23 protein-coding genes are annotated in these 23597 nt (G+C 67.4%); 18 read left to right on the top strand and 5 right to left on the bottom strand.

The features are described 5' to 3' along the window. Nucleotides 1–9: 9 nt before the first annotated feature. A complete protein-coding gene (locus tag E2E27_RS10020) occupies nucleotides 10–3198 on the bottom strand; it encodes an intermembrane phospholipid transport protein YdbH family protein (RefSeq protein ID WP_141458795.1) in 3189 nt (1062 codons plus the stop codon). A 44-nt stretch (nucleotides 3199–3242) separates the two neighbouring features. Between E2E27_RS10020 and radC the strand changes: the two genes are divergently transcribed. From radC to E2E27_RS09960, 12 genes are all read left to right on the top strand, one after another. Continuing rightward, complete coding sequence (gene radC, locus E2E27_RS10015; protein WP_234036012.1) at nucleotides 3243–4007, top strand: RadC family protein; 765 nt, start codon at nucleotides 3243–3245, stop codon at nucleotides 4005–4007. Nucleotides 4008–4075: 68 nt separating this feature from the next. Then, complete coding sequence (gene purB, locus E2E27_RS10010) at nucleotides 4076–5386, top strand: adenylosuccinate lyase (RefSeq protein ID WP_141458793.1); 1311 nt, start codon at nucleotides 4076–4078, stop codon at nucleotides 5384–5386. 76 nt (nucleotides 5387–5462) lie between these two features. Next, entirely contained in the window at nucleotides 5463–5840 is a 378-nt protein-coding gene (locus E2E27_RS10005; protein WP_234036011.1) for a LapA family protein, read from the top strand. Continuing rightward, entirely contained in the window at nucleotides 5837–6523 is a 687-nt protein-coding gene (gene pyrF / locus E2E27_RS10000) for an orotidine-5'-phosphate decarboxylase (protein WP_141458790.1), read from the top strand. Before E2E27_RS10005 ends, pyrF begins: the two co-directional genes overlap by 4 nt. A 10-nt stretch (nucleotides 6524–6533) precedes the next feature. Next, entirely contained in the window at nucleotides 6534–6896 is a 363-nt protein-coding gene (locus tag E2E27_RS09995) for a bleomycin resistance protein (protein ID WP_141458789.1), read from the top strand. 14 nt (nucleotides 6897–6910) lie between these two features. Then, on the top strand, nucleotides 6911–7423 hold the full coding sequence (locus E2E27_RS09990) for a GNAT family N-acetyltransferase (protein WP_141458788.1): 513 nt from the start codon (nucleotides 6911–6913) through the stop codon (nucleotides 7421–7423). Nucleotides 7424–7433: 10 nt separating this feature from the next. After that, nucleotides 7434–8069 (top strand): phosphoribosylanthranilate isomerase, encoded by a 636-nt coding sequence (locus E2E27_RS09985; protein WP_141458787.1) that lies wholly within the window; start codon nucleotides 7434–7436, stop codon nucleotides 8067–8069. A 100-nt stretch (nucleotides 8070–8169) separates the two neighbouring features. Next, entirely contained in the window at nucleotides 8170–9381 is a 1212-nt protein-coding gene (gene trpB / locus E2E27_RS09980) for a tryptophan synthase subunit beta (protein WP_141458784.1), read from the top strand. After that, entirely contained in the window at nucleotides 9378–9623 is a 246-nt protein-coding gene (locus E2E27_RS09975; protein ID WP_141458783.1) for a hypothetical protein, read from the top strand. The genes trpB and E2E27_RS09975 overlap by 4 nt, the downstream gene beginning before the upstream one ends. Continuing rightward, nucleotides 9620–10405 carry a tryptophan synthase subunit alpha gene (gene trpA, locus E2E27_RS09970; RefSeq protein WP_141458782.1) on the top strand — a complete coding sequence of 262 codons (786 nt, stop codon included), beginning with the start codon at nucleotides 9620–9622 and terminating at the stop codon, nucleotides 10403–10405. Before E2E27_RS09975 ends, trpA begins: the two co-directional genes overlap by 4 nt. A 5-nt stretch (nucleotides 10406–10410) precedes the next feature. Next, on the top strand, nucleotides 10411–11262 hold the full coding sequence (gene accD, locus E2E27_RS09965; RefSeq protein ID WP_141458781.1) for an acetyl-CoA carboxylase, carboxyltransferase subunit beta: 852 nt from the start codon (nucleotides 10411–10413) through the stop codon (nucleotides 11260–11262). A gap of 39 nt (nucleotides 11263–11301) precedes the next feature. Continuing rightward, complete coding sequence (locus E2E27_RS09960) at nucleotides 11302–12642, top strand: bifunctional folylpolyglutamate synthase/dihydrofolate synthase (RefSeq protein ID WP_141458780.1); 1341 nt, start codon at nucleotides 11302–11304, stop codon at nucleotides 12640–12642. Here E2E27_RS09960 and E2E27_RS09955 read toward each other — a convergent pair. Next, on the bottom strand, nucleotides 12639–14351 hold the full coding sequence (locus tag E2E27_RS09955; RefSeq protein ID WP_141458779.1) for an AmpG family muropeptide MFS transporter: 1713 nt from the start codon (nucleotides 14349–14351) through the stop codon (nucleotides 12639–12641). The genes E2E27_RS09960 and E2E27_RS09955 overlap by 4 nt on opposite strands. Nucleotides 14352–14465: 114 nt before the next feature. Here E2E27_RS09955 and E2E27_RS09950 point away from each other — a divergent pair, with 114 nt between their 5' ends. From E2E27_RS09950 to rsmD, 3 genes are all read left to right on the top strand, one after another. Next, nucleotides 14466–15605, top strand: a complete 1140-nt coding sequence (locus E2E27_RS09950) for an aromatic ring-hydroxylating oxygenase subunit alpha (RefSeq protein ID WP_234036010.1) — start codon at nucleotides 14466–14468, stop codon at nucleotides 15603–15605. A gap of 75 nt (nucleotides 15606–15680) precedes the next feature. Continuing rightward, a complete protein-coding gene (locus tag E2E27_RS19285) occupies nucleotides 15681–16796 on the top strand; it encodes a pseudouridine synthase (RefSeq protein ID WP_502705514.1) in 1116 nt (371 codons plus the stop codon). Then, nucleotides 16793–17374: a 16S rRNA (guanine(966)-N(2))-methyltransferase RsmD gene (gene rsmD, locus E2E27_RS09940; protein ID WP_141458777.1), complete on the top strand. Its 582-nt coding sequence runs from the start codon at nucleotides 16793–16795 to the stop codon at nucleotides 17372–17374. The genes E2E27_RS19285 and rsmD overlap by 4 nt, the downstream gene beginning before the upstream one ends. On the opposite strand, the gene E2E27_RS09935 is transcribed toward rsmD, so the two are convergent. Further along, nucleotides 17371–17754 (bottom strand): hypothetical protein, encoded by a 384-nt coding sequence (locus tag E2E27_RS09935; RefSeq protein WP_141458776.1) that lies wholly within the window; start codon nucleotides 17752–17754, stop codon nucleotides 17371–17373. The two genes, rsmD and E2E27_RS09935, sit on opposite strands and share 4 nt — an antisense overlap. 271 nt (nucleotides 17755–18025) lie before the next feature. Between E2E27_RS09935 and E2E27_RS09930 the strand changes: the two genes are divergently transcribed. From E2E27_RS09930 to E2E27_RS09920, 3 genes are all read left to right on the top strand, one after another. Continuing rightward, nucleotides 18026–20329 (top strand): ATP-dependent helicase, encoded by a 2304-nt coding sequence (locus E2E27_RS09930; RefSeq protein ID WP_141458775.1) that lies wholly within the window; start codon nucleotides 18026–18028, stop codon nucleotides 20327–20329. 78 nt (nucleotides 20330–20407) lie between these two features. Then, nucleotides 20408–20650, top strand: coding sequence for a hypothetical protein (locus tag E2E27_RS09925; protein WP_141458774.1), 243 nt, complete (start codon nucleotides 20408–20410; stop codon nucleotides 20648–20650). Between the two features lie 120 nt (nucleotides 20651–20770). Next, complete coding sequence (locus tag E2E27_RS09920) at nucleotides 20771–21319, top strand: hypothetical protein (protein ID WP_141458773.1); 549 nt, start codon at nucleotides 20771–20773, stop codon at nucleotides 21317–21319. A gap of 3 nt (nucleotides 21320–21322) precedes the next feature. Here E2E27_RS09920 and E2E27_RS09915 read toward each other — a convergent pair whose 3' ends face one another. Next, a complete protein-coding gene (locus E2E27_RS09915; protein ID WP_141458772.1) occupies nucleotides 21323–22735 on the bottom strand; it encodes a DEAD/DEAH box helicase in 1413 nt (470 codons plus the stop codon). A gap of 162 nt (nucleotides 22736–22897) precedes the next feature. Beyond that, nucleotides 22898–23476, bottom strand: coding sequence for a hypothetical protein (locus E2E27_RS09910; protein ID WP_141458771.1), 579 nt, complete (start codon nucleotides 23474–23476; stop codon nucleotides 22898–22900). Nucleotides 23477–23597: the final 121 nt, after the last annotated feature.

The following is a 23597-nucleotide window of genomic DNA, read 5'->3' as shown; positions in this document are numbered from 1 at the left end:
TTGAACGGGTCATGGCTCGGGCGTTGCGGGCGACGGAGTGACAAGCGCGGGATCGCGCGGCACCAGCTTGCCGTTCTCGATCCGGAACAGGCCCATCGCCACCGGATCGCCCCATGCCGCCGGATCGCTGTAGCCGCGCGCGATATAGGCGAGTTGGGAAAAGGTTTCCGAGCGTACGCTGATACGGAACTGGATCGGCAGTTTCGCCAGCCTGCGGGTGATGAAATTGCGGCTAGCGCCCGCGCCCTGGCGAATCCCGTCGAAGTTGAAGCCGGTGATGATCTCGCCGGCCAGATCGCCGTCGAGCGTCACGCTCATCTGCCGGTAATCGAGCGAGCGCAGCGCCGAAAAGGCATAATTGCCCATCGTACCGAGGTTCTCGTAACTCAGCTCGCCAAGATAGGCGACATTGCCCCCGCCGGGCCGGGCGATCAGCAAACCGCCTTCGATCCGGCCATTGCCGTTGGCATCGAAGATGATCGGCACGGTGCCGTCGAACACCCCGGTGGCGCTGATATTGCCGAGCTCCATCTGCGCGACGAAGGCCGCCGCATCCAGCCCCATGATCTCGAACACGTACCGGCGTTCTTCCGGTCGGCTGAAATCCATCGTCAGCGGGCGCATCAGCAGGGTGCCCCTCATGAAGGGGAAGCGCGCGTCTTCCAGCGCCAGCAGCGTGCCGTCCTTAAGCTCGAACTGGACGGAGCCGCCCAGCACCTCGACCCCGGGATTGATCGCCGCGATCCGCAGCCGCTGGTCGGGCGCGGTGGTGAGGTTTAGGAGGTCGGTGAACACCACTTGGCCCGCCACCCCGCGCACCGGACCGAAGGCGGCGGCAAAGTCGAAGCCGTCGCTGGCAAAGGTGCCGCTGCTGGTGATGTCCTCGCCGCGCCAGTCGATCCGCCCCTCGCCGGTGATGGTGCCATCGGCAAAGGCGATCACCCCCTTGGCTAGGTAGGAGAGGTCTTCGGGCTGTAGTGACTTGTCGAACACCACCCCCGGCACGCTGAGCCGTGCGCTCCCGGTAGCGGTTGCGAGATCGTGAGCGATGGTGACTTGCGCGACGCTGCGGCGCGAGGCCGGCGCGCGCAATTCGGCATCTGCCGTGATCCGGCCATCGACGAGTGTCAGGCGCGCATCTTCGGCGGCGAGCGGCTCGAACCGGGCGAGCGCGCCGGCCGCAGGCCGGTCGGAGAGCGTGAAGGCCCCGCCGGTCACATCGAGCGCCCCGTCCGCAAAAGCCCAGCGGCCCGACAGCGCATCGAGATCGAACGGCACGGCCGCCAGCCGCGCGCTGCCCCCGGCGAACTCGCCCGCGATGGCGCTGCCAAACCCGCCCGAAAGGCTGGCTGCGGTGAGCTGCACTTCGCTGCTGCCGCTGCCGATCACGGCATCGACCTCCTCGGCCACAAACGGCCCGGGATAGCGCAGCATGAGGCTTTGCGCGGCGAGCTTGGCGGGGCTTTCGCCCAGTTGTCCGGCCAGCGTGAGCGGCCCGGTGCGCGCGGCAAGCCTCAGCCCGTCGCGCCACGCCAGCATCGCACCCCCGCCGGACTCCGGGCACAGGGTGATCGACTGCCGGTCGAGCGCGAGGCCGGATAGCGCCAGCTTGGCAAAGCCCAGCGGCGTGCAGCGCGTGCCCATCGCCAGACCGCCTGCCGACGACCAGCCACCCTCGATCGGCACGGTCAGGTCGCTGACCCCGCCTCCCGGCAGGATCCCGCTCGCCGTCATGACCCCGTCGAAACCGATCGCCCCGCTCCGCCCGCCGCGCAAAGTCAGACGCGGGATGGCGAGATGGTTCGGCCCGGCGGCATAGTCGGCCATGGCTAGGCGCAGCGACCAGCTGCCGTCGGAATCCTGCGCCATCCGGCCATCGAGGTTCGGCAGGTCCGCCCCGCCGACAAGGATATTGCCCCTGAGACCCGTCAGCCCGCTCTCTCCGATCCCGGCGCTGACCCGCGAGAGCGCCAGCACCCGCGCGCCCCTGCGGTCGGCGAGGCTGGCGTCGGAGACGATCAGCGCGAACTCGCCCGCCTTGTGGCGCAGGGTCGCATCGGCGCGGAAATCGGCCTGGTCGAGCGCGCGCGTCAGCCCGCCGCGCAGCCGCTTCAGCAAGGGGGCGACCAGCGTTCCCTCGGCCCCGCGCTCTGCGACGGCGAGGCTGGTGGTGAGGTTGTTTGCCGGGACGAGCCCCGCGCCGCGCAGCGTGCCCTCCCACTGCCCGCGCGATCCGTCCGCGCTGCCGCGCCAGCTGCCCTCCGCTCCGAGCCGGGCAAGGCTTCCCTGCGGCGCGGTGACGTCGAGCAGGCTCAGGTCATGTGCCAGCGTCAGCCGCTCCGGTGCCCAGTTGAGCCTGGCCGAGCCTTCGACATCGCGTCCCGTCAAAGCCGCATAGGTGGCCCGCTCCCCGGTGACCGCGAAGTCGATTTCGGCGGTGGTGAAATCCTTGTCGAGGCGCGCGCGGGTGCCGATGTCCGCTGTGCCCAGCCGCGCGCCGCCACAGGCGATGCCGCCCAGTCGCAGCGGGCCGTCGAGCAGCGGTGCGCCGTTGTCCGTCGTGAGCGCGCCGTAAAGCGTCGCGCGCTCGGCCCGGCAGTCGGGCGTGCCGATCCCCGGCGCGGTGGCGGCGAGCGTTCCGGCAAAACCGTCGTCCAGCCGCCCTGCCCCTTCCAGCTTCACGCCGATCCGGCCGTAATCGCTCTCCACCAGCGCCCGTGCATCGGTGATGGCGATATCGATCGCGGACAAGGCGGGCGCGGCATCGGAGCCGGTGAAGACCAGCGGGTCGAGCGCGCCGAGGCTGAAGGTGCCGCCGCGGTAGCTGGCAAAGGCGCGCGCGCCCTCGACGCTCACCTTGCGCACCTCGGGCCCGGCCCAGCCGACGCCGATATCCACCGTGACGCGCCGCACGGTAAGATCGGGCCGCGCCGGATCGCCGATCACCAGGTTCTCGATCACCTGCTGGCGCGGGCCGATGCTGACGATGTCGTAGGTGGCGGGCACGCCGTTGTCGGCGAGATAGCCGTCGATCAGGTCGCCCGCGATTCGCTCCCGGCTGAGCCAGAGCGCGCCGACACCCAAAAGCGCTGCGGTCGCCACGCCCAGCGCAAGGCGCGCCGGCCAGCGTTGCGGGATCACCCGCCGCCTGCCGCCGCGCTGGCCTGTCCCGTCTTGCTCCACTTCCGCCACCGGCATCGTCTCCGACCCTTGCGCGCATCACCCGGCAAAGGCAATGATGCATGAGGTTCAACGCTTTCCCGGAGGTCGCCTTGCCGGAAGCTGAAGACAGTTTCGATTTTCTCGACAGTGCGGTTCCCGATTTCGACGCCGGCAAGGCTGCGGGCGATGGCCATCGCAGCCGCTTGCGCGCCCGGCTGCTGACGGGCGGCGCGGAGGCGCTGGCCGATTACGAAGTGCTCGAATACCTGCTCTTCGCCGCGATCCCGCGCGGCAACACCAAACCCATCGCCAAGGCGCTGCTCGCGCAATATGGCAGCCTTGCCGCAGTGCTCAACGCCGATCCCAAGGCGCTCCAGCGCGTGAAGGGCGTGGGCGAGAACAGTGCCGCAGCGCTCAAGGCGGTCGCCATCGCCGCGCGGCGCATGGCGCGGGGGGAGATCATCGGCAGGCCCGTGCTCGGCAGCTGGCAGGCGCTGATCGACTATCTCACCACCGACATGGCGCATCTGACGGTGGAGCGCGTGCGGGTGCTCTATCTCGACACCAAGAACCGCCTGATCGACGATCATCACGTGGGCGATGGCTCGATCGACGAGGCCGCGATCCACCCGCGCGAGGTGATCCGCCGGGCGATGGACGTGGGGGCGAGCGCGATGATCCTCGTCCACAACCACCCCTCCGGCTCGCCCGAACCCAGCCGCGCCGACATCCAGATCACCCAGCGTATCGCCGAGGCCGGGCGGCACATGGGCGTGACCGTCCACGATCACGTCATCATCGGGCGCGAGGGGTATACGAGCCTCCGGGCAAAAGGCCTCATCTAAGGGTTGCGCTGAGGGCCCCGCCCGCCTAGCCGCTCCCCCGAGTTCGACCCCTCATTCGGAGCCGCCCGATGGTCCCCCGCTATGCCCGTCCCGCCATGACCGCCCTGTGGGAGCCGGAAGCGAAATATCGCATCTGGTTCGAGATCGAGGCGCACGCGACACAGAAGCTCGCCGACCTGGGCGTGGTGCCGCAGAGCGCCGCCAAGGCGCTGTGGGACTGGTGGGCGACCGATCCCAAGATCGACGTCGAAGCGATCGATGCGATCGAGGCGGTCACCAAGCATGACGTGATCGCCTTCCTCGACTGGGTGGCGCGCGAAGTGGGCGAGGAAGCGCGCTTCATGCATCAGGGCATGACTTCCTCGGACGTGCTCGACACCACGCTTTCGGTGCAGTTGGCCCGGGCGAGCGACATCCTGCTCGCCGATCTCGACGCGCTGCTCGCTGCGATCCGCACGCGCGCCGAAGAGCACAAGTACACCCCCACCATCGGCCGCAGCCACGGCATCCATGCCGAGCCGGTGACCTTCGGCCTCAAGCTCGCGCAGGCCTATGCCGAGTTCGACCGCTGCCGCGCGCGGCTGGTTGCGGCGCGCGCCGAAATCGCGACCTGCGCAATCTCCGGCGCGGTCGGCACCTTCGCCAATGTCGATCCGCAGGTGGAGGAATATGTCGCCGAGCAGCTCGGCCTCGCGATCGAGCCGGTCTCGACCCAGGTGATCCCGCGCGATCGCCACGCGATGTTCTTTGCGACGCTGGGCGTCATCGCCAGCTCGATCGAGCGGCTCGCGGTTGAAATCCGTCACCTGCAACGCACCGAAGTGCTGGAGGCCGAGGAGTATTTCTCCCCCGGCCAGAAGGGTTCCAGCGCGATGCCGCACAAGCGCAACCCGATCCTCACCGAAAACCTCACCGGCCTTGCCCGCGTAGTGCGCGCTGCGGTGACCCCGGCGCTGGAGAATGTCGCGCTGTGGCACGAGCGCGATATCTCGCACTCCTCGGTCGAACGCTACATCGGCCCTGACGCGACGATTACGCTCGATTTCGCCCTCGCCCGTCTGACCGGCGTGGTCGAGAAGCTGCTGGTCTACCCCGCGCGCATGGAAAAGAACATGAACCGCATGGGCGGGCTGATCCATTCGCAGCGCGTGCTGCTGGCACTGACGCAGGCGGGGCTGACCCGCGACGAGAGCTATCGCCTCGTGCAGCGCAACGCGATGAAGGTGTGGGAATCGGACGGCGCGCTCTCGCTGCTCGATCTTCTCAAGGCCGATGCCGACGTCACCGCCGCGCTGACCCCGGAGCAGCTCGAGGAGAAGTTCGACCTCGGCTACCACTTCAAGCATGTCGACACGATCTTCGCGCGGGTGTTCGGCTGAGGGCGGCGATGCTGGACTCGGGAGCCAAATGGCCTAGGTTCGCGGGAATGGCAGGCCAAGTGGAGAGACACGCCTCGTGAAGATCCTTCGCACCATCCTGTGGGTTCTGGCGGCCCTGGGCTTCCTGATTTTCGCGATCTACAACTGGCAGCCGGTCGAGCTGACCCTGTGGCAGAACCTCGTGCTCGAAACCAAGGTGCCGGTGCTGGCGCTGCTTGCCTTTGCCGCCGGGTTTCTGCCGATGTGGGCGCTGCACCGCAGCGTCACCTGGAGCATGGGGCGGCGCATCCGCACGCTCGAAAATTCGCTCAAGGCCGCCGCGACCGCGCGTACGCCTCCGGCCGATCCGGCGCCTGTGGAGACACCTGTGGACAACTTCGGGAAATCCCCGGACGCTCCCGCCGATATTCTCGGCCCAACCGGCACCACCACCAGCGGGAGCGATAACCCGTGAGCAACCCGATCTACCTCGCGCTCGATGTGCCGCAGCTCGAACCGGCCAAGGCGCTGCTCAGCAAGGTCAAGGCGCATATCGGCGGCGTGAAGCTGGGCCTCGAATTCTTCTGCGCCCACGGTGCGCACGGGATGCACGAAATCGCGCATTTCGGCCTGCCGATCTTCCTCGACCTCAAGTTCCACGACATTCCGAACACCGTCGCCAAGGCGATGCAGGCGATCCATGTGCATGAGCCGGCGATCGTCACCGTCCACGCCTCGGGCGGGCGGGCGATGATGGAAGATGCCAAGGCCGCCGCGGCCGAGGGCTGCAAGGTGGTGGCGGTGACGATGCTCACCAGCCTCGACGCCGGAGACCTTGCCGCAACCGGCGTCTATGGCAGTGCCGAGACGCAGGTGATGCGGCTCGCCGAACTGGCGCACGAAGCAGGGCTCGACGGGATCGTGTGTTCGGGGCAGGAAGTCGGGATGGTGCGCAAGGCATGGCGGGACGGGTTCTTCGTCGTCCCCGGCCTGCGTCCGGCCGGGCTCGCCAATGGCGGCGGCACGGGCGACCAGAAGCGCGTCGTCACCCCGCGCCAGGCGCGCGACAACGGGGCGAGCGTGCTGGTGATCGGCCGCCCGATCAGCCGCGCCGATGACCCGGAAGCCGCCGCCCGCGCGATCGAGGCGACGCTTTAGGACGCGCGCCTTGACCGACCGCGCCACCCCCAACCTGCCCGCACGCGATTTCGGCGCGACGGCGGCCTTCTATGCGAAGCTCGGGTTTCAAGAGGACTATCGCTCACAGGCGTGGATGATCCTGTCGCGCAGCACCGTGACGCTGGAGTTCTTCCCCTACCCCGATCTCGACCCGTACCAGTCGTCCTTCGGCAGCTGTCTCAGGCTCGACGATCTGGGCGCGATCATGGCGCAGGTGGAAGCGAGCGGCGTGCCTGATGCGCGGCAGGGCATACCGCGTTACCACCCCGCCGCGCCCGATCCCAGCGGGCTGACCATCGCTTATTTGGTCGATCCTGACGGCACCCTGCTGCGGCTGATTCAGAACGATTGAGCGCGGTGGTCGGAATGGATGCAATCACCATCATCAGCGCCACCAGCGCCGACGCCCCTGCGCTCAAGGCGCTGCTCGAAGCTGCCTATCGCGGCGATTCGGCCCGGGCCGGGTGGAATCACGAAGCCGATATCCTCGACGACGAGCGCACCAGCCGCGAGGAGCTGGACGCGCTGCTTGCCGACCCGGCGGTAACGATCCTGACGGCGCGGGATGGCGAGCGCCTGATCGGCTGCGTCGCCGTGACCTGCAAGGATGCGCGCCTCGCCTATCTCGGGATGCTCTGCGTGCTGCCGACGCTGCAATCGGGCGGCCTCGGGCGGCGGTTGCTCGATGCAGCGGAAGGTTGCGCGCGGACGCAGGGTGTCGCGGCGATGGAGATGACCGTCATCGACAGCCGCGAGAGCCTGATCGCCTGGTACGAAAGGCGAGGCTACCGCCGCACCGGCGAGACCCGTCCTTTCCCCGTCCCGCGCGATCCGCCGATCACCTTCGCGGTGCTGGAAAAGCCGCTCGCCCCGGCGTAGAGCGCGCCGCATGGCCGGAACGCTCATCAAGATCTGCGGGATTTCCACCCCCGACACACTCGCCGCTGCGGTGCAGGCGGGGGCGAGCCATGTCGGCTTCGTCCACTTCGCCAAGAGCCCACGCCATCTGGGGCTGAGCGATGTGGCGGTGTTGCGACGGCAGGTGCCCGGTCATGTGAAGGCCGTGCTGCTGCTGGTGAACCCCGCGCCCGATGTTCTGGCCGAGGTCATCCGCACCGTCGCCCCCGATGTCGTGCAGTTCCACGGGCAGGAAACGCCCGACACCCTAGCCCGTTTCCGCTCAGCTGCCGGTATCGAGGCTTGGCGCGCGCTGGCGGTGAAGGACGCCGAGAGCCTTGCCGGTGTCGCCGCGTTCCGGAGCGCGGCCGACCGCGTGCTGCTCGATGCGCCCGCCTCGGCGCTCCCCGGCGGCAACGGCACCCGCTTCGACTGGAGCCTGCTCGCCGGGTGGGACGCGCCGCTCGCCTGGGGCCTTGCGGGAGGCCTCACCCCGGCCAATGTCGCCGAGGCGATCCGCCTGACCGGCGCACCGCTGGTGGATACATCTTCGGGGGTCGAGCGTTCTCCCGGTATCAAGGACGTGGACAAGATCGCGGCCTTCTGCAAAGCGGCACGCCAAGCCTAGACCCCGTTCGCCCTGAGCTTGTCGAAGGGCCGTCCTTCTCCTATTCGCTGAACCTGAAGAAAAACAGGGCTTCGACAGGCTCAGCCCGAACGGAAAAAAGATGAACTCTCCCAACTCATTCCGCACCCAACCCGATGATCGCGGCCATTTCGGCCAGTTCGGCGGGCGTTATGTCGCCGAGACACTGATGCCACTGGTGCTCGATCTCGAGCGCGAGTATCGCAAGGCGCAGCAAGACCCGGCGTTTGCAGCAGAGTTCGAAGACCTGCTGGAACATTACGTGGGCCGCCCCAGCCCGCTCTATTTCGCGCCGCGCCTGACCGAGGCGCTCGGCGGCGCACAGGTGTGGTTCAAGCGCGACGAGCTCAATCACACCGGCGCGCACAAGATCAACAATTGCATCGGCCAGATCCTGCTCGCGATCCGCATGGGCAAGACCCGCATCATCGCCGAAACCGGTGCGGGCCAGCACGGGGTGGCAACCGCGACGGTCTGCGCGCGCTTCGGCCTGCCTTGCGTGATCTACATGGGCGCCGAGGACGTGAAGCGGCAGTCGCCCAACGTCTTCCGCATGAAGCTGCTGGGGGCTGAGGTCGTCCCCGTCACCAGCGGCGGGGCCACGCTCAAGGACGCGATGAACGAGGGCCTGCGCGACTGGGTCGCAAACGTCCACGACACCTTCTACATCATCGGCACTGCGGCGGGCCCCCACCCCTACCCCGAGATGGTCCGCAACTTCCAGAGCGTGATCGGCAAGGAAGCCCGCGCCCAGATGCTCGACCGCACCGGTCGCCTGCCCGATCTGCTGGTCGCGGCGATTGGCGGTGGCTCGAACGCGCTGGGGCTGTTTCATCCCTTCCTCGATGATCCTTCCGTGAAAATGCTCGGCGTCGAGGCGGCGGGCCACGGCCTCGACGGTGACGAGCACGCCGCGAGCTTGCTCGGCGGCACCCCCGGTGTGCTCCACGGCAACCGCACCTATCTGTTGCAGGACGCAGACGGCCAGATCACCGAAGGCCACTCGATCAGCGCCGGTCTCGACTACCCCGGCATCGGGCCCGAGCACGCGTGGCTGAAAGAATCGGGCCGCGTCGATTACACCGCCGTCACCGATGACGAGGCGCTGGAAGGCTTCAAGCTACTGTGCCGCACCGAGGGGATCATTCCTGCTTTGGAGCCCTCGCACGCCATCGCGGCAGTGGCGAAGGTCGCGCCGACCATGCCGAAGGACGCGATCATCCTCGCCAACCTGTGCGGGCGCGGGGACAAGGACATCTTCACCGTGGCTGAAAGGCTGGGGGTTGAGCTTTGAGCGAAGGCGAGAAGCATTACCTTCAGGATCAAATCGTCGGCTGGCGGCGAAATGATCCTTGGGAAGCTACACAACGCTTCTTGATCGTTTTCGGCGTCGCGATGCTCGGTTACGTCGCTTGGGACTGGGTGGCGCGCGAAGAGATCAGATATGACCGCGCCTTCTGGCTCAGCCTGGCTTTCGCTTCCGCCTTTGCTGCCTGTTCCATGATTTTCAAGATTAGGCCTGTTTTCCGCAAATGACCCGCCTCACCACCACCTTCGCCCAGCCCCGCCCCTCGCTCGTCTGCTTCATCACCGCAGGCGATGGCGACACAGCGGCCAATCTCGACGCGCTCGTCGAGGCCGGCGCGGACGTGATCGAACTGGGCATGCCCTTCACCGACCCCATGGCCGATGGCCCCGCGATCCAGAGCGCCAACCTGCGCTCGCTCGGCGCGGGCACGACCACCGCCGATGTGCTGCGCTACGCCACCGACTTCCGCGCCCGGCACCCGGACGTGCCGCTCGTCCTGATGGGCTATGCCAACCCGATGGTGCGGCGCGGGCCGGAGTGGTTCGCCGAGGCGGCGGCGAAGGCGGGCGTGGACGGCGTTATCTGCGTCGACATTCCGCCCGAGGAGGACGACGCACTCGGCCCGGCCTTGCGCGCGAAGGGCATCGCCCCGATCCGCCTCGCCACCCCCACCACGGATGCCGCGCGCCTGCCGCAGGTGCTCGAAGGGAGCGAGGGGTTCCTTTACTACGTCTCGGTCGCGGGGATCACCGGCAAGCAGCAGGCCCAGATCGCCAGCATCGAGGCCAACGTCGCGCGCATCAAGCAGTCGACCGACATTCCTGTCGCGGTCGGCTTCGGTGTGCGCACGCCCGAACAGGCGGCAGAAATCGCCAAGGTTGCCGACGGCGTTGTCGTCGGCTCGGCGCTGGTTGAAATCTGCGGTGAGTATGGCGCCGCTGCACCAGCCAAGCTAAAGGAGCTGACTTCGGCTCTCGCACAGGCGGTTCACACCGCAAGGCAGGACTAACGCAAATGAACTGGTTCACCCGCGTCCGCAATTCGCTGGGCTTTGCGCCCGAGAAGAAGTCCACCGAGAAGGATCTGTGGATCAAGTGCCCCTCGTGTCAGGAGATGCTGTTCGTCGCCGATTACGAGGCGAACCTCAGTGTCTGCCCCAAGTGCGAGCACCACGGCCGCATCGGCGCCGACGCGCGGCTTGCACTGTTGCTCGACCCCGGCTTCGAGGTGCTGCCGCTGCCCAAGGTCACCGAAGACCCGCTCGGCTTCAAGGACACCAAGAAATACACCGATCGCCTCAAGGCCGCGCGCGCCGCGAACCCGCATGAGGATGCTTTCGTCGTCGGCTCGGGCTTTATCGAGACCCAGCCCGCCGTCGTCGGCGTGCAGGATTTCAGCTTCATGGGCGGCTCGATGGGCATGGCCGTGGGGCAGGCCTTCTGCGACGGCGCGCAAAAGGCGCTGGATCGCGGCTGCGCCTATGTCGTGGTGACCGCCGCGGGCGGCGCGCGGATGCAGGAAGGGATCCTCAGCCTCATGCAGATGCCGCGCGCGACGGTGATGACGCGGCGGCTCAAGAACGCCGGGCTGCCCTATATCGTGGTGCTGACCGATCCCACCACCGGCGGCGTCACCGCGAGCTACGCCATGCTGGGCGACATCCACATTGCCGAGCCCGGTGCGCTGATCGGCTTTGCGGGCCAGCGCGTCATTCAGGACACGATCCGCGAACAACTACCCGAGGGCTTCCAGCGCGCCGAGTATCTGCACAAGCATGGCATGGTCGACATGGTCGTCTCGCGCCACGAGCTGAAGGCGACGCTTGCCAGCGTGCTCGACTATCTGGCACCCGTGAAGGCCGCGTAAGCTCTCCCCTCCCGCCTGGGGGAGGGGCTGGGGGTGGGCATGAGAGACTTCGGCAAATCCGACGACCCGCGCGTGCAGGCCCAGCTTGACCGCCTCGCCGCGCTGAGCCTTCCGCAGGGGCGGCTGGGCCTCGACACCATCGGTGCGCTGATGGAGCGCCTCGACAACCCGCACCGCAAGCTTCCACCCGTGTTCCATGTCGCGGGGACCAACGGCAAGGGATCGACCTGCGCCTTCCTGCGCGCGATGCTGGAGGCCGAGGGCTACCAGGTTCATGTCACCACCAGCCCCCATCTGGTGCGCTATAATGAGCGCATCCGGCTGGCGGGCGAACTGATCTCCGACGCAATGCTCGCCGATGTGCTGGCCGAAGTGCTGGACGCGGGCGAAGACCTCGGCCCCAGCTTCTTCGAAGTCACCATCGCCGCTGCCTTCCTTGCTTTCAGCCGCGTGCCTGCCGATGCCTGCGTGGTCGAAGTCGGCATGGGCGGGCGGTTCGATGCGACCAATGTGCTGGAGCCCGAGGTGCTGGCGGCCTGCGGGATCGCCGCACTGGGCTTCGATCACGAACGCTTCCTGCTCGCGCCCGAGGAGGGCGTACCGACGGAGCCGATGGCGCGGATCGCCTTCGAGAAGGCGGGGATTGCGAAGCGGGGGGTGCCGTTGGTGACGATGGGCGACCGCTACCTGCCGCAGTCGCGCGCGACCATCGAGAGGACCGCTGCCATCGTCGGCGCACCGCTCTTCCCCTGCGGCCTCTACGGCGCATGGGCCGCCAAGACCGACGGCGGCGACGGACGCCTGATCTACGGCGAGGGACAGGCCTGCTACTTCCACGCGCCGCTCGGCCTGACCGGACGCCATCAGGTCGACAACGCTGGTCTCGCGGTCGCGATGCTGCGGTTTCAGGAAAAGGTGCGCGTAAGCGAGGAGGCGATGAAGGCAGGGCTCGCCGCCGCCCGCTGGCCCGCACGGATGCAGCGCCTCTCCTCCGGTCCGCTCACCGGCACCCGCGATGTGTGGCTTGATGGCGGGCACAACCCCGACGCGGGGCAGGCAATTGCAAGCTTCTTCGGCGCTGGCACGCCCGATCTAGCCAATCCCCTGCGCCGCCTCCACCTCGTGATCGGGATGATCGAGGGCAAAAACCCCGCCTCGCTGATCGACCCGCTCGGCGGATCAATCGCCACCATCACAGCCGTGCCGGTGCCGGGGCATGACTGGCATCCGGCGAGCGCCTTCGGCCCCGCAGCGCGGTCCGCGCCTGATGTACCCAGCGCGCTCGCCATGATCCCCGAGGACGGTCTGCCGATCCTCATCGCCGGATCGCTCTACCTCGCGGGCGAGGTACTGCGATTGAACGACGAGTTGCCGGACTAGATCTCCGGCTCGGGCGGCGGCGCATTCTCCGCCCCCCCGCTCCGCGCCTGCCGGATCCATTCGATCACGCACAGCAACACGGCAAAACCGCCGATCGCGGTGGTCAGCAGGAACACCTCGTAATAGCCGCGCTCCTCGATCATCTGGCCCAATGCCGGGCGGCCCAAAGTCCCGACCAGCATCGTCAGCGAGGACAGCAGCGCATATTGCACCGCGCTGTAGCCCTTGGCGACGACGCTGGAGAGATAGGCGACGAAGGCCGCACCGGCGATGCCGACCGCAATGTTCTCCATGCCGATGGTGAGCATCAGCCGCGCCATCCGGTCGTCCGCGCCGAACTGGCTGGCGAGCCATGTAAAACCTGTCAGGTCGCTCGCCGCCTGCATCCGCGCGCCACCCACGGCGAGATCGGCGTAGAGCAGGTTCGTCAGCGCCGCGATCACCGCGCCCAATGTCAACGTGGTCATCCGGCCGATCACCGTCAGCAGCGTGCCACCGAGCGCAAGGCCGAGGATCAGCGCGCCGACACCGAAGAACTTCGAGGCAATCGCCACCTCGTCCTTGGTGTATTGCAGCTCGCCGAGGTAGAAGGGGTAGGCAAAGCTGCCCCAGATCGCGTCGGTGATGCGATAGGAAAGCACCAGCGCGATCACCAGCACCGCCGCCCATTTCAGCCGCCCGATGATCTCCGCCAGCGGCAGGATCAGCGCGCGGTAACCGTGGTCGAGCGCGGTGTCGAAACCGCCGCGCGCAGGCGCATCGGCGGCGAGCACATGGCGCCCGCGTTTCCGCATTGCTTCCAGCCAGCCCGCGATCGCGCCGGGGATCACCACGGTCGCAATGACGATCAGCGGCCCCATCGTGCTCACGAATTCGGTCGAATCGGGGCGTGTTTCGGGTGTCGCGGTGAGCGAGGCGATCATGAAATCGAGCACGATCACCAGCGCCCATCCCCACAGCAGCGCGACCGCACCCAAGGCATAGGCGCGCACCCGCGGCACGATCTGTCCGGCCTGCCGCAAGGTGCCCAGATTGGCGCGCTCGGCTTCGAGTGCGGCGGTGCTGCGCTGCGCATCGGGCGCGAACAGGCCGAGGAAGCCCACAAACAGCAGGATGCCGCCCATGCTGGCAAAGACCGTCGGCCAGCCGAGCCGCTCCGCCATGAACAGCGCCAGCGCCCCGCCAACAAGCGCGGCGACGCGGTAGCCCATCTGGAACACGGTCGAGAGGATATCGATCGTCGCAACCTCGTCCGCAACATCCACGCGCCAAGCGTCGATCACCACGTCCTGCGTGGCACTGGCAAAGGCGCCGACCCCAGCGAGGAGCGAAAAAATCCCAAGCGAAGACAGGGGATCGAGCAGCGACAGCGTCACCAGAATGGCACCCAGCAGAAGCTGCGCGGTCACGATCCACTGCTTGCGTTTGCCCAGCCGCCGCAGCCCGGGCAGATCGACCCGGTCGAGCGCGGGTGACCACAGGAACTTGAAAGCATAGGCAAGACCGATCAGCGAAAAGACGCCCATCGTCTCCACATCGACCTGCGCCTCGGTCAGCCAGGCGTAGAGCGTTCCCAGCAGAAGCGCATAGGGCAGACCGCTGGCGAAACCGAACAGCAGGACATAGCCTGTCTTGGGATGCCGCAGTGCCGCCAGCAGGCTCAGCCAGCGCGACAGGCGCGTGCGATGTTCGAGAGGCGCGTCGGCCATGGATGCTCCCACATTCCTGATAGGCGCGAGGGCGTTTGCGCCGCGCCGATTTCGTGTCACACTAAACGGGCATGAGAGGATGAGAAAAGAGCGATGAACGCTGCCACAACAGATATGCCCCGTTTGTCTCCCACCCCCGGACAGCTCGCGCTGGCCGAGGCGATCCGCGAAGGGCGCGCCAAGGTGGCTGGCGGAATCCAGACGGTGCCGGCCAGCAACTATACCTGCCCCGATCATTTCGCGCGCGAGAAGGTGGCGCTGTTCGACCGGCTGCCGCAGGTGATCTGCCCCTCCGCGCTGCTGCCCGATCCGGGCATGGCGGTGCCGCACGATGCCACCGGTCGCCCGCTGCTGATCACGCGCGACAATGACGGGCGCGCCCACGTGTTCCTCAACGTCTGCCGCCACCGCGGAACGCGGCTGGTCGAGGGGAGCGAGGTGCAGTGCGCCAAGCTGCTTGTGTGCCCCTATCACGCCTGGACCTACCGGCTCGACGGCGGACTGCTCGCCCTGCCCCGCCCCGAGACCTTCCCCGGGCTCGACAAGTCGGATTACGGCCTGGTGGAGCTGCCCACATTTGAGGCAGGCGGGTTGATCTGGTTCGCGCCCGCAGAGGGTGCCGATTTCGGCGATGCCGAAAAATTGGGCAGCGATCTCGATGCCTTTGCGCTGGCCGACGCGCACCTGTTCCGGCGCAAGCTGCACAGGGTGAAGGGCAACTGGAAGCTGATCATGGATGCCTTCCTCGAAAGCTACCATGTCACCCGGCTCCATGCCGCCACCATCGGCCCGTTCTTCAAGGACGGGATCACCGCCGGCGACACGATCGGCCCGCACCAGCGCAGCGCTGTCGGGCGGCTGGAGGAGATGGAGGGCGTCGATCTCACCGACATGGCGGCGCTGCGCCGGGTGGTGACCTTTGCCTACCAACTTCTCCCCGCGACCATCATCGTCCCCAGCCCCGATTACGTGAACGTGATGGTGCTGATGCCGCAGGCCCATGACCTGACGCTGGTCGAGGATTTCATGCTCATTCCCGAGGCACCGGCCACCGAAAAGGCGCTGGCGCATTGGGAGAAGAGCTGGAACCTGCTCGACGGCGGGGTCTTCGCCAGCGAGGACTTCCGCGCTGCCGAACTGGGGCAGCAGGGGCTCGCTTCAGGCGCGGTGGATCGCGTGACGCTCGGCACGCTCGAAGGCGGGATCGCGCGGTTCGACCAGATTGTGAGCGATGCCTTGCGCGCCGCGAACTGACAGTCGAATCCGGGCGCGAACTGCTCGTGTATTGCTCGGTCGCATTTGCGAACAAAATGCTCTAGGCGCGCGCCCATGCCTACCCTGCCCCCCCGTTCCGAAAATCGTCCCGAGGGCGACCGCATCGCCAAGCTGCTCGCCCGCTCAGGGATCGCCAGCCGCCGCGAGATCGAGCGCATGATCGGCGAAGGGCGCGTCGCGCTCGATGGCAAGGTTCTCGATACCCCGGCGACGATCCTCACCAGCCTCAAGGGCGTGACGGTCGATGGCAAGCCCGTCGGCGCGGCGGAGGCCACGCGGCTGTTTGCCTTCCACAAGCCCAGCGGCCTCATCACCGCCGAGCGCGATCCGGCAGGACGGCCGACGATCTACACCGCCTTGCGCAATGCGCTGCCGAAGGACGCGGGCCGGGTAATGCCGGTCGGGCGGCTCGATCTCAACACCGAAGGCCTGCTGCTGCTCACCAATGACGGCGGGCTGAAGCGCACGCTGGAACTGCCCGCGACCAACATCCCGCGCACCTACCGCGCGCGGGCCTTTGGCGGTGTCAGTCAGGAACAGCTCGAGGCGCTGATCGAGGGCGTCGAGGTCGAAGGGATGCGCTACGGGCCGATCGACGCCAATCTCGAACGGTCCTCGGGCCGCAACCTGTGGATCGAGATGACCATCACCGAGGGCAAGAACCGCGAGGTGCGGCGCGTGCTCGAACACCTGGGCTTGCAGGTAAACCGCCTGATCCGCGTCGGCTACGGCCCGTTCCACATCGGCGATCTGCCGCGCGGGCAGGCGGTGGAACTGACGGGCAAGCCGGTAGCGCGTTTCCTGTCGGAGATGACTGGGCAGCCGATCCCGCGCGGTGGAGTGAAGAAGGCGGAGCGGATCGCGATTGGCGCCCCTGCCAAAGCGCCGCCGCCTGTTCGCAACCCCGAGCGCAAGGATGCCCCGGCGCGCCCGGCACCGCGCAAGGCGACTGGCGCCGCCCCATTCGCGCGGGGCGATGCTGACGGCGGAAAAGGTTCTCGCGGCAAGGGCAAGCCTGCCGCGCCTGCTCCGCGCAAGGGCGCCGAACCGTTGACCAACGCCCCGCGCCGTGGCCCGGCTGCTCCCGGTGCATCGCGCTCCGGCACGGCGGCGCGCAAGCGTCCCGCACCCACCCGCGGCAACACGCCGCCGCGGGGGCCGCGCAAGTGAGGATCATCGCGGGGGAATGGCGCGGGCGCAAGCTGGCGGCGCCCAAGGGCGACGGCACGCGGCCGACCGCCGATCGTGCGCGCGAAACGCTGTTCGCAATGCTCACCAGCAGGCTCGGCGATTTCGAGGGGTTGCAAGTGGCCGATCTCTTCGCCGGCTCGGGCGCGCTCGGGCTCGAGGCGCTCTCACGCGGGGCAGCCCAGTGCTTGTTCGTGGAGCAGGACCGCGCCGCGGTGGACGTGATCCGCGCCAATATCGCCACCCTCGGCGCGCAGGCCCGCGCGCGAGTCGAGGCGGGATCGGTGATGCAATTGCGCGCGGCGAGCAAGCCGCTCGATCTGATCCTCGCCGATCCGCCCTACCAGTCGGGCGCGGGCGAAGTGGCGCTCGACCGGCTGTTGCGGCTCGGCTGGATCGGCCCGGAGACATGGATCGCGCTCGAGACCGGGTTCAAGGAAGATGTCGCGGTGAAGGGCCTGACGCTCGATACCGAACGCCGGGTCGGCAAGGGCAAGCTCAGCCTGTTGCGGCTGGCGCTGCCCGATGCCGACCCGGCGCCGGAATCAGCTGACGCTTAGGCCTGCGAGGGCGCCTTCAGCGATTCGATCTGCGCCCAGGCCGAGGCCTGCTGATCTTCGGGAAGCTCGCTGAGGCGCACCTTGTCGGGATCGGACAGCATCCAGAACAGCGCCTTGCGCTCGTCCGAAAGCGACCAGAAATAGTCCTGCGTGGCAGACGGCCAGGCCTTGACCGCTTCCTGCTTGTCCGCCGGCAGGCTCGCAAGCCGCGGGTCCTGATCGGCGGCTTCGGCAGGTTGAGCGTCCGCAGGCGTTTCGGTCGCAGGGGCCTCGACCGGGGGCATGGTCTCGGTCTCGTCCTGTGCAGCCGCCAACGCCGGGGACAGCGCGAGCGCCAGAGCGCTACCGGCAAGGGCGAGAGTATTCAGGGACTTGTGCATGGGTATCTCCATCATTGACTATACCAGGCACGACGAACGCTAGGCGGTGTCCGGCCGCGCAATCCCCTGCTGGCCGGACGATCCAGATATGGCCGAGCTCTCGCGAACGGCAAGCCACGCCCTGCCCGGACAACCCGCCAAGCACTCGCCCGGGCGTTAAATGTGGCGGAAAAGCGGCAGACGGAAGGCGGGCCGCCCGGCCTTTACGCCCGAAAAGCCCGCGCACAGCTTGCCCCGCCGCCCATTGTTCCCTACCTGTTCGCATGAGACCATGAGCCAGAACCTGCCCTCCCCTGCCGCACCGCCGGCGATTCCCGCCTATGCCGCGCGGCTGAACCCGCCGCAGCGCGCCGCCGTGCTGGCCACGGAAGGCCCGGTGCTGATGCTCGCGGGCGCAGGCACGGGCAAGACCGCCGCGCTGACCTCGCGCCTCGCGCATCTGGTGGCGACAGGCCGCGCTTACCCCAGCCAGATCCTGTGCGTCACGTTCACCAACAAGGCTGCGCGCGAGATGCGCGAACGCGTCGGCCACCACCTCGGCCCGGCGGCGGAGGGGCTGCCGTGGCTCGGCACCTTCCACTCGATCTGCGCCAAGATGCTGCGCCGCCATGCCGAACTGGTGGGGTTGCAGCACAATTTCACGATCATCGACACCGACGACCAGCTGCGTGTTCTGAAAGCACTGATCGCCGAGGCCGAGCTTGACGAGAAGCGCTGGCCCGCGCGCCAGCTGGCAGGCCTGATCGACTGCTGGAAGAACCGTGGCCTCAACCCCGCCGATCTCGATGCGGCCGAGAACGAGGCCTATGCCAACGGCCAGGGCACCGCGCTCTATGCCCGCTATCAGGAGCGGCTGAAGCAGCTAAACGCCTGCGATTTCGGCGATCTGATGCTGCACATGCTCAACATCCTGCGCGGCCATCCCGATATCCTCGCCGATTACCAGCGCCGCTTCCGCTACATCATGGTGGACGAATATCAGGACACCAACGCCGTCCAGTACCTGTGGCTGCGGCTGCTGGCACAGGGGCACAAGAACATCTGCGTGGTGGGGGATGACGACCAGTCGATCTATTCATGGCGCGGCGCGGAAGTCGCTAATATTCTCAGGTTCGAGAAGGATTTTCCCGGCGCCGAGGTGATCCGGCTCGAACAGAACTACCGCTCCACCCCGCACATCCTCGGCGCTGCATCCGGGCTGATCCGCGCCAATTCCCAGCGCCACGACAAGACGCTGTGGACCGAGGTCAATGGCGGCGACAAGGTCAAGGTGACCGGCGTGTGGGACGCGCCCGAGGAAGCGCGCCGGGTGGGCGAGGCGATCGAGCGGCTCGAGCGCGAGGGTGCCTCGCTCGGCCAGGTCGCGATTCTGGTGCGCGCGCAGTATCAGACGCGCGAGTTCGAAGACCGCTTCATCCAGATCGGCATCAATTACCGCATCATCGGCGGCTTCCGCTTCTACGAGCGTGCCGAGATCCGCGATGCGCTGGCCTACCTGCGCCTTGTCGCGCAGCCGCAGGACGATCTGGCGTTCGAGCGGATCCACAACCAGCCCAAGCGCGGGCTCGGCGCCAAGGCGCTTGAAGCGATGCACTCCCACGCGCGGCGCACCGGCCTGCCGCTGGCGGCGGCCGCGCTGCAACTGGCCGACAGCGACGAATTGCCCAAGCGCGCCGCGACCACCATCGGCGGCTTGATGCGCCAGTTCCTGCACTGGCGCGAACAGGCCGAAACGCTCAGCCCTTCCGATCTCTTGCGGCTTGTACTGGAGGAAAGCGGCTACAATGCGATGCTCGCCGCTGACCGCTCGGCGGAAAGCGCGGGCCGTGCGGAAAACCTTTCCGAACTCGCGCGCGCGATGGAGGAATACGAAACGCTCGGCGATTTCCTCGAGCATGTCAGCCTTGTCATGGACAATGACCGGTCGGACAGCGAGGAGACGGTGACGATCATGACGATCCACGCCGCGAAGGGGCTGGAATTCGATAACGTTTTCTGCGTCGGCTGGGAGGAAGGCGTGTTCCCCTCGCAACGCGCGATCGACGAGGGCGGGCTCGCGTCGCTGGAGGAAGAACGCCGCCTCGCCTATGTCGCGATCACCCGCGCGCGGCGGCATTGCACCATCCTCCACGCCGCCAACCGGCGCATCTATGGCCAGTGGATCAGCTCCATCCCCTCACGCTTCATCGAAGACTTGCCCGAGGAACACATCGAGCAGGAAACCACGCTCACCGGCGGCGCATCGCTGTGGCGGGCCAACTGGAGCGAGCAGGAAGACCCCTTCGCGCATGTCGCACAGGCCCGCCCGGACCGCGCCCAGGCACGCGGGCCCGGTTGGCAGCGTGCGATCGCCAGCGGCTACGACACCACCCCTGCCCGCGTGCGCGAAAACACCCGCTCCGCCGCCAGCTTCGCCGCTCCCGCGCGCAGCGACATCGCGATCGGCGCGATGGTCACCCACGCCAAGTTCGGCACGGGCTGCGTCATCGATCAGGAGGGCAACAAGCTCACCATCGTCTTCGAGGACGCAGGAGAGAAGCGCGTGCTCGACAGCTTCGTGACGGTGGTTGGTTAGGCCACTGGAATTTATTCATCTTCCATCCGGAAATGCCGTGATAACACAGCATCCAGCATCGCTGGTGGAGCAGACCGGATGAAGACCCTGATTGCCGCAGCGGCGGCGCTTCTCGCCGCCCCGCTTTCTGCCAGCGAGCTTGTGCCGCTTCCCTTCTGCACTGCACCGGATGGCTGGTCTGACGTCGTCGCGCGCGATCCCGATTACATCGTCTTCGGAGAATTGCACGGCACCAACGAAGCGCCGGCGTTTGTCGAAAATCTGATCTGCGTCGAGGCCCGGCAAGGCCAGCGCGTGCTGCTCGCCGTGGAGCACGCGTGATGGCAGAACCCGGCATGGCAGGAGGCGTGGTTGCTGCCTCACGCTGCGTTCCGGCAAGCGCTGCCCGATCTCGGTTGGCGCGAGCGCGAAGACGGCGTTGCGAGCGAAGCCATGTGGCGATTGGTTCTCGCCGCACACAAGCTGAAGGATTCCGGCGCGGAGATCGATATTGTCGCCTTCAACGGCGCGCGTGACGACGCGCAACGGGAGCGTTTCCGGGAACTTCCGAGCCAGGGTCCGCACGAGGCGGCACAGGCCGAAAACATTGCCGAAGCGGCCGGGCGCAAACCCTATGATCGCGTGATCGTGCTGGTCGGCAACCTTCACGCCGAGATTGCACCGCTCAGCGTCGGCGGGCCGGAGTTCGAACCGATGGCGCTCCGCCTGCGCCAATATGGCTCGGTGGTCAGTCTCGGGATGCGGCATGCCGGAGGCGAATCGTGGACCTGTCAGCTGCCACCGGACACCAAGCTTGCGCCTGGGCAAAGGGTCACCAGCGACATGATCGAATGCGCAGCCTTCCGGGGAGGCGCGGAAGGGGCGAGCGACCGCGGCCCCCACATTGCGCTCGGCGATCGATCCGATCCGCAAGTTGCGCGTCGCTTTGACGGGATCTTTTGGGTCGGCCCGATTACGGCCTCACCCCCGGCGTTTCCCTCCGCAGAGTGAGGATCAGCCGAAACCGACATCCAGAAAACTCGGGCGCGGGCCGTTCCATTCGCCGGCGGGGACGGGCTCGTCGTCCTCGTGATGGCGGCGTGGCTTGCGCTCGGCGCGCTCGGGGCGGCGCTCTTCCTTTTCACGCCGAGGCTTGCGCTCAGGCTTGTCTTCGCGCTCTTCACGCGGAGCGCGGTCTTCGCGGGCGCGGCGGGGCTTGCGTTCGGGGCGCTCTTCACGCTCTTCCTCGCGCGGGGCTTCGGACTTGGCCGCCTCTGCCTTGGCGATCGCTTCCGACAGATCGACGCGCACGTCTTCCTTGCCGAACACCTTGATCGCCGCGCCGGTCAGCTTCTCGACGTTGGCGATCGCCTCGGCATCCTCCTCGGCCACGAAGGTGAAGGCCCGCCCCTTGGCGCCCGCGCGGCCGGTGCGGCCGATGCGGTGGACGTAATCGTCCGGGTGCCAGGGCGTGTCGAAGTTGAAGACGTGGGAGACGCCCTTGATGTCGAGGCCGCGGGCCGCGACGTCCGAAGCGACGAGAATGTTGACCTCGCCGGACTTGAAGCGTTCGAGTTCCTTGATCCGGCTCGACTGGTCCATGTCGCCGTGAATTTCGGAAGAGCGGAAGCCGTGGCGGTTGAGGCTTTGGTTCAGTTCGCGCACCGTGGTCTTGCGGTTGGCGAAGATGATCGCGGTTTCGACCAGGTCGTTCTCGAGGAACCAGCGCAGCGTCTCGCGCTTCTGCTTCGACTTCACCGGCACCTTGAAGGCGGTGATGTCGGCATTGGTGGTCGCCGCGCGCGCGGTTTCGATGCGCTTGGGATTGTTGAGGAACTTCTTCGCCAGCTTCTCGATCGGCGCGGGCATGGTGGCCGAGAACAGCATGGTCTGCCGCGTTTCGGGAAGCTTGGAGCAGATGAACTCGATATCAGGGATGAACCCCATGTCGAGCATCCGGTCGGCCTCGTCGATCACCAGCAATTCGCAGCCGTTGAGCATGATCTTGCCGCGCTCGAACAGATCCATCAACCGGCCCGGCGTGGCGATCAGCACGTCGACGCCGTCGCTCAATGCCTTCAGCTGGTCGCCCATCTGCACGCCGCCGATCAGCAGCGCCATCTTGAGATCGTGGTTCTTGCCGTATTTCTCGAAATTCTCGGCGACCTGCGCGGCGAGTTCGCGCGTCGGTTCGAGGATCAGCGAGCGCGGCATTAGCGCGCGGCGGCGGCCGGCGGCCATCACGTCGATCATCGGGAGCACGAAGCTGGCGGTCTTGCCCGTGCCTGTCTGGGCGATGCCGATGAGATCCTTCATCATCAGCACGGTCGGGATCGCCTGCGCCTGAATGGCGGTCGGCGTGGTGTAGCCCGCGTCTTCGACGGCTTTGAGCAATTCGGGCGAGAGGCCGAGATCGGCGAAGGTCATGCGGTGTGTGGTTTCCGAGAATTGCGGGCAGGGTTGCTGCCGGGATTGCTGGCCTGCACCGCTGGCAGCGGACGCGCCCGGAAGGCGCGTGTTCAGGCTGGCGCGCCTTTCCCGCAAATGGCCGCAAAAGTCAAGGAATCGCGCGGGGTCGGCGCGCCCCGGTCACTCGGTGACTTCCACCAGCTGGCGCATCACCTCGACCTCGCAGCGCGCACCGGTGCGCGATTGGAGCCTGTCGCGATCGACACACAGGCGCCCGTCCTTGTTCCGCTCGACATAGAAGCCCGAGTAGAAGTCGCGGGCGCGGCACGATTTTTCGAGATTGACCGAGATCATCCGGCGGTCGCGCAGAAACAGCACGAGGCGGTTGCCGCTGCCGGTCTGGACCCCCGCGATGCTGTCGAGCGCGACGCATTTTTCCTTGCCGCGCTCTTCGAAGCGGGGAGACACCGCGCGCTGGGGGAGGCTGGCAAGCGGCGTCCCGCGCGAGGACGGCGCGGTGGGCGTGATGCGCACCACCACGCGCTGTTCGATCCGCACCTGCCGCGCGGTAGACGACTGGTGCATCGCCGAGAGCGGATTGACCAGCGGCGGAGCGTCATCCTCCGCCGCGCGCGCGGCATCGCATTGCGGGGCAGAGGCTGCGGACAGCGCGCCTGCTTCTCCCGACACGTCCCCGCTCTGGGCCAGCCATGGCACCATCAGCGCCACGGGCGCGGCAAGGACAAGCAGGCTGTGCATCGCGAGATCAGTCTCTCCTTGCGGGTGCGCGAGGACGGCGAGGGGGCGTGACGGCACGAGAAGCGCGTCATCCCTTGTCGAATTAGCACCGCGATTTGAACCCTGCCTTAATTGTCGGTCA

The sequence above is a fragment of the Porphyrobacter sp. YT40 genome (assembly GCF_006542605.1).
Lineage (GTDB): Bacteria > Pseudomonadota > Alphaproteobacteria > Sphingomonadales > Sphingomonadaceae > Erythrobacter.
The sequence above is the reverse complement of the archived record's forward strand: the minus strand, read 5'-3'. Positions and strand labels throughout refer to the sequence as shown.

Coding starts and splice junctions, on each gene's coding strand:
- E2E27_RS09925 (WP_141458774.1), top strand. CDS start 20,408: ATGAAGACCCTGATTGCCGCAGCGGCGGCGCTTCTCGCCGCCCCGCTT.
- E2E27_RS09950 (WP_234036010.1), top strand. CDS start 14,466: ATGCCCCGTTTGTCTCCCACCCCCGGACAGCTCGCGCTGGCCGAGGCG.
- E2E27_RS10020 (WP_141458795.1), bottom strand. CDS start 3,198: ATGCCGGTGGCGGAAGTGGAGCAAGACGGGACAGGCCAGCGCGGCGGC.
- E2E27_RS09935 (WP_141458776.1), bottom strand. CDS start 17,754: ATGCACAAGTCCCTGAATACTCTCGCCCTTGCCGGTAGCGCTCTGGCG.
- E2E27_RS09910 (WP_141458771.1), bottom strand. CDS start 23,476: ATGCACAGCCTGCTTGTCCTTGCCGCGCCCGTGGCGCTGATGGTGCCA.
- trpA (WP_141458782.1), top strand. CDS start 9,620: ATGACCCGCCTCACCACCACCTTCGCCCAGCCCCGCCCCTCGCTCGTC.
- E2E27_RS19285 (WP_502705514.1), top strand. CDS start 15,681: ATGCCTACCCTGCCCCCCCGTTCCGAAAATCGTCCCGAGGGCGACCGC.
- E2E27_RS09915 (WP_141458772.1), bottom strand. CDS start 22,735: ATGACCTTCGCCGATCTCGGCCTCTCGCCCGAATTGCTCAAAGCCGTC.
- E2E27_RS09930 (WP_141458775.1), top strand. CDS start 18,026: ATGAGCCAGAACCTGCCCTCCCCTGCCGCACCGCCGGCGATTCCCGCC.
- accD (WP_141458781.1), top strand. CDS start 10,411: ATGAACTGGTTCACCCGCGTCCGCAATTCGCTGGGCTTTGCGCCCGAG.
- purB (WP_141458793.1), top strand. CDS start 4,076: ATGGTCCCCCGCTATGCCCGTCCCGCCATGACCGCCCTGTGGGAGCCG.
- E2E27_RS09960 (WP_141458780.1), top strand. CDS start 11,302: ATGAGAGACTTCGGCAAATCCGACGACCCGCGCGTGCAGGCCCAGCTT.
- E2E27_RS09985 (WP_141458787.1), top strand. CDS start 7,434: ATGGCCGGAACGCTCATCAAGATCTGCGGGATTTCCACCCCCGACACA.
- trpB (WP_141458784.1), top strand. CDS start 8,170: ATGAACTCTCCCAACTCATTCCGCACCCAACCCGATGATCGCGGCCAT.
- E2E27_RS09955 (WP_141458779.1), bottom strand. CDS start 14,351: ATGGCCGACGCGCCTCTCGAACATCGCACGCGCCTGTCGCGCTGGCTG.
- E2E27_RS09990 (WP_141458788.1), top strand. CDS start 6,911: ATGGATGCAATCACCATCATCAGCGCCACCAGCGCCGACGCCCCTGCG.
- radC (WP_234036012.1), top strand. CDS start 3,243: ATGAGGTTCAACGCTTTCCCGGAGGTCGCCTTGCCGGAAGCTGAAGAC.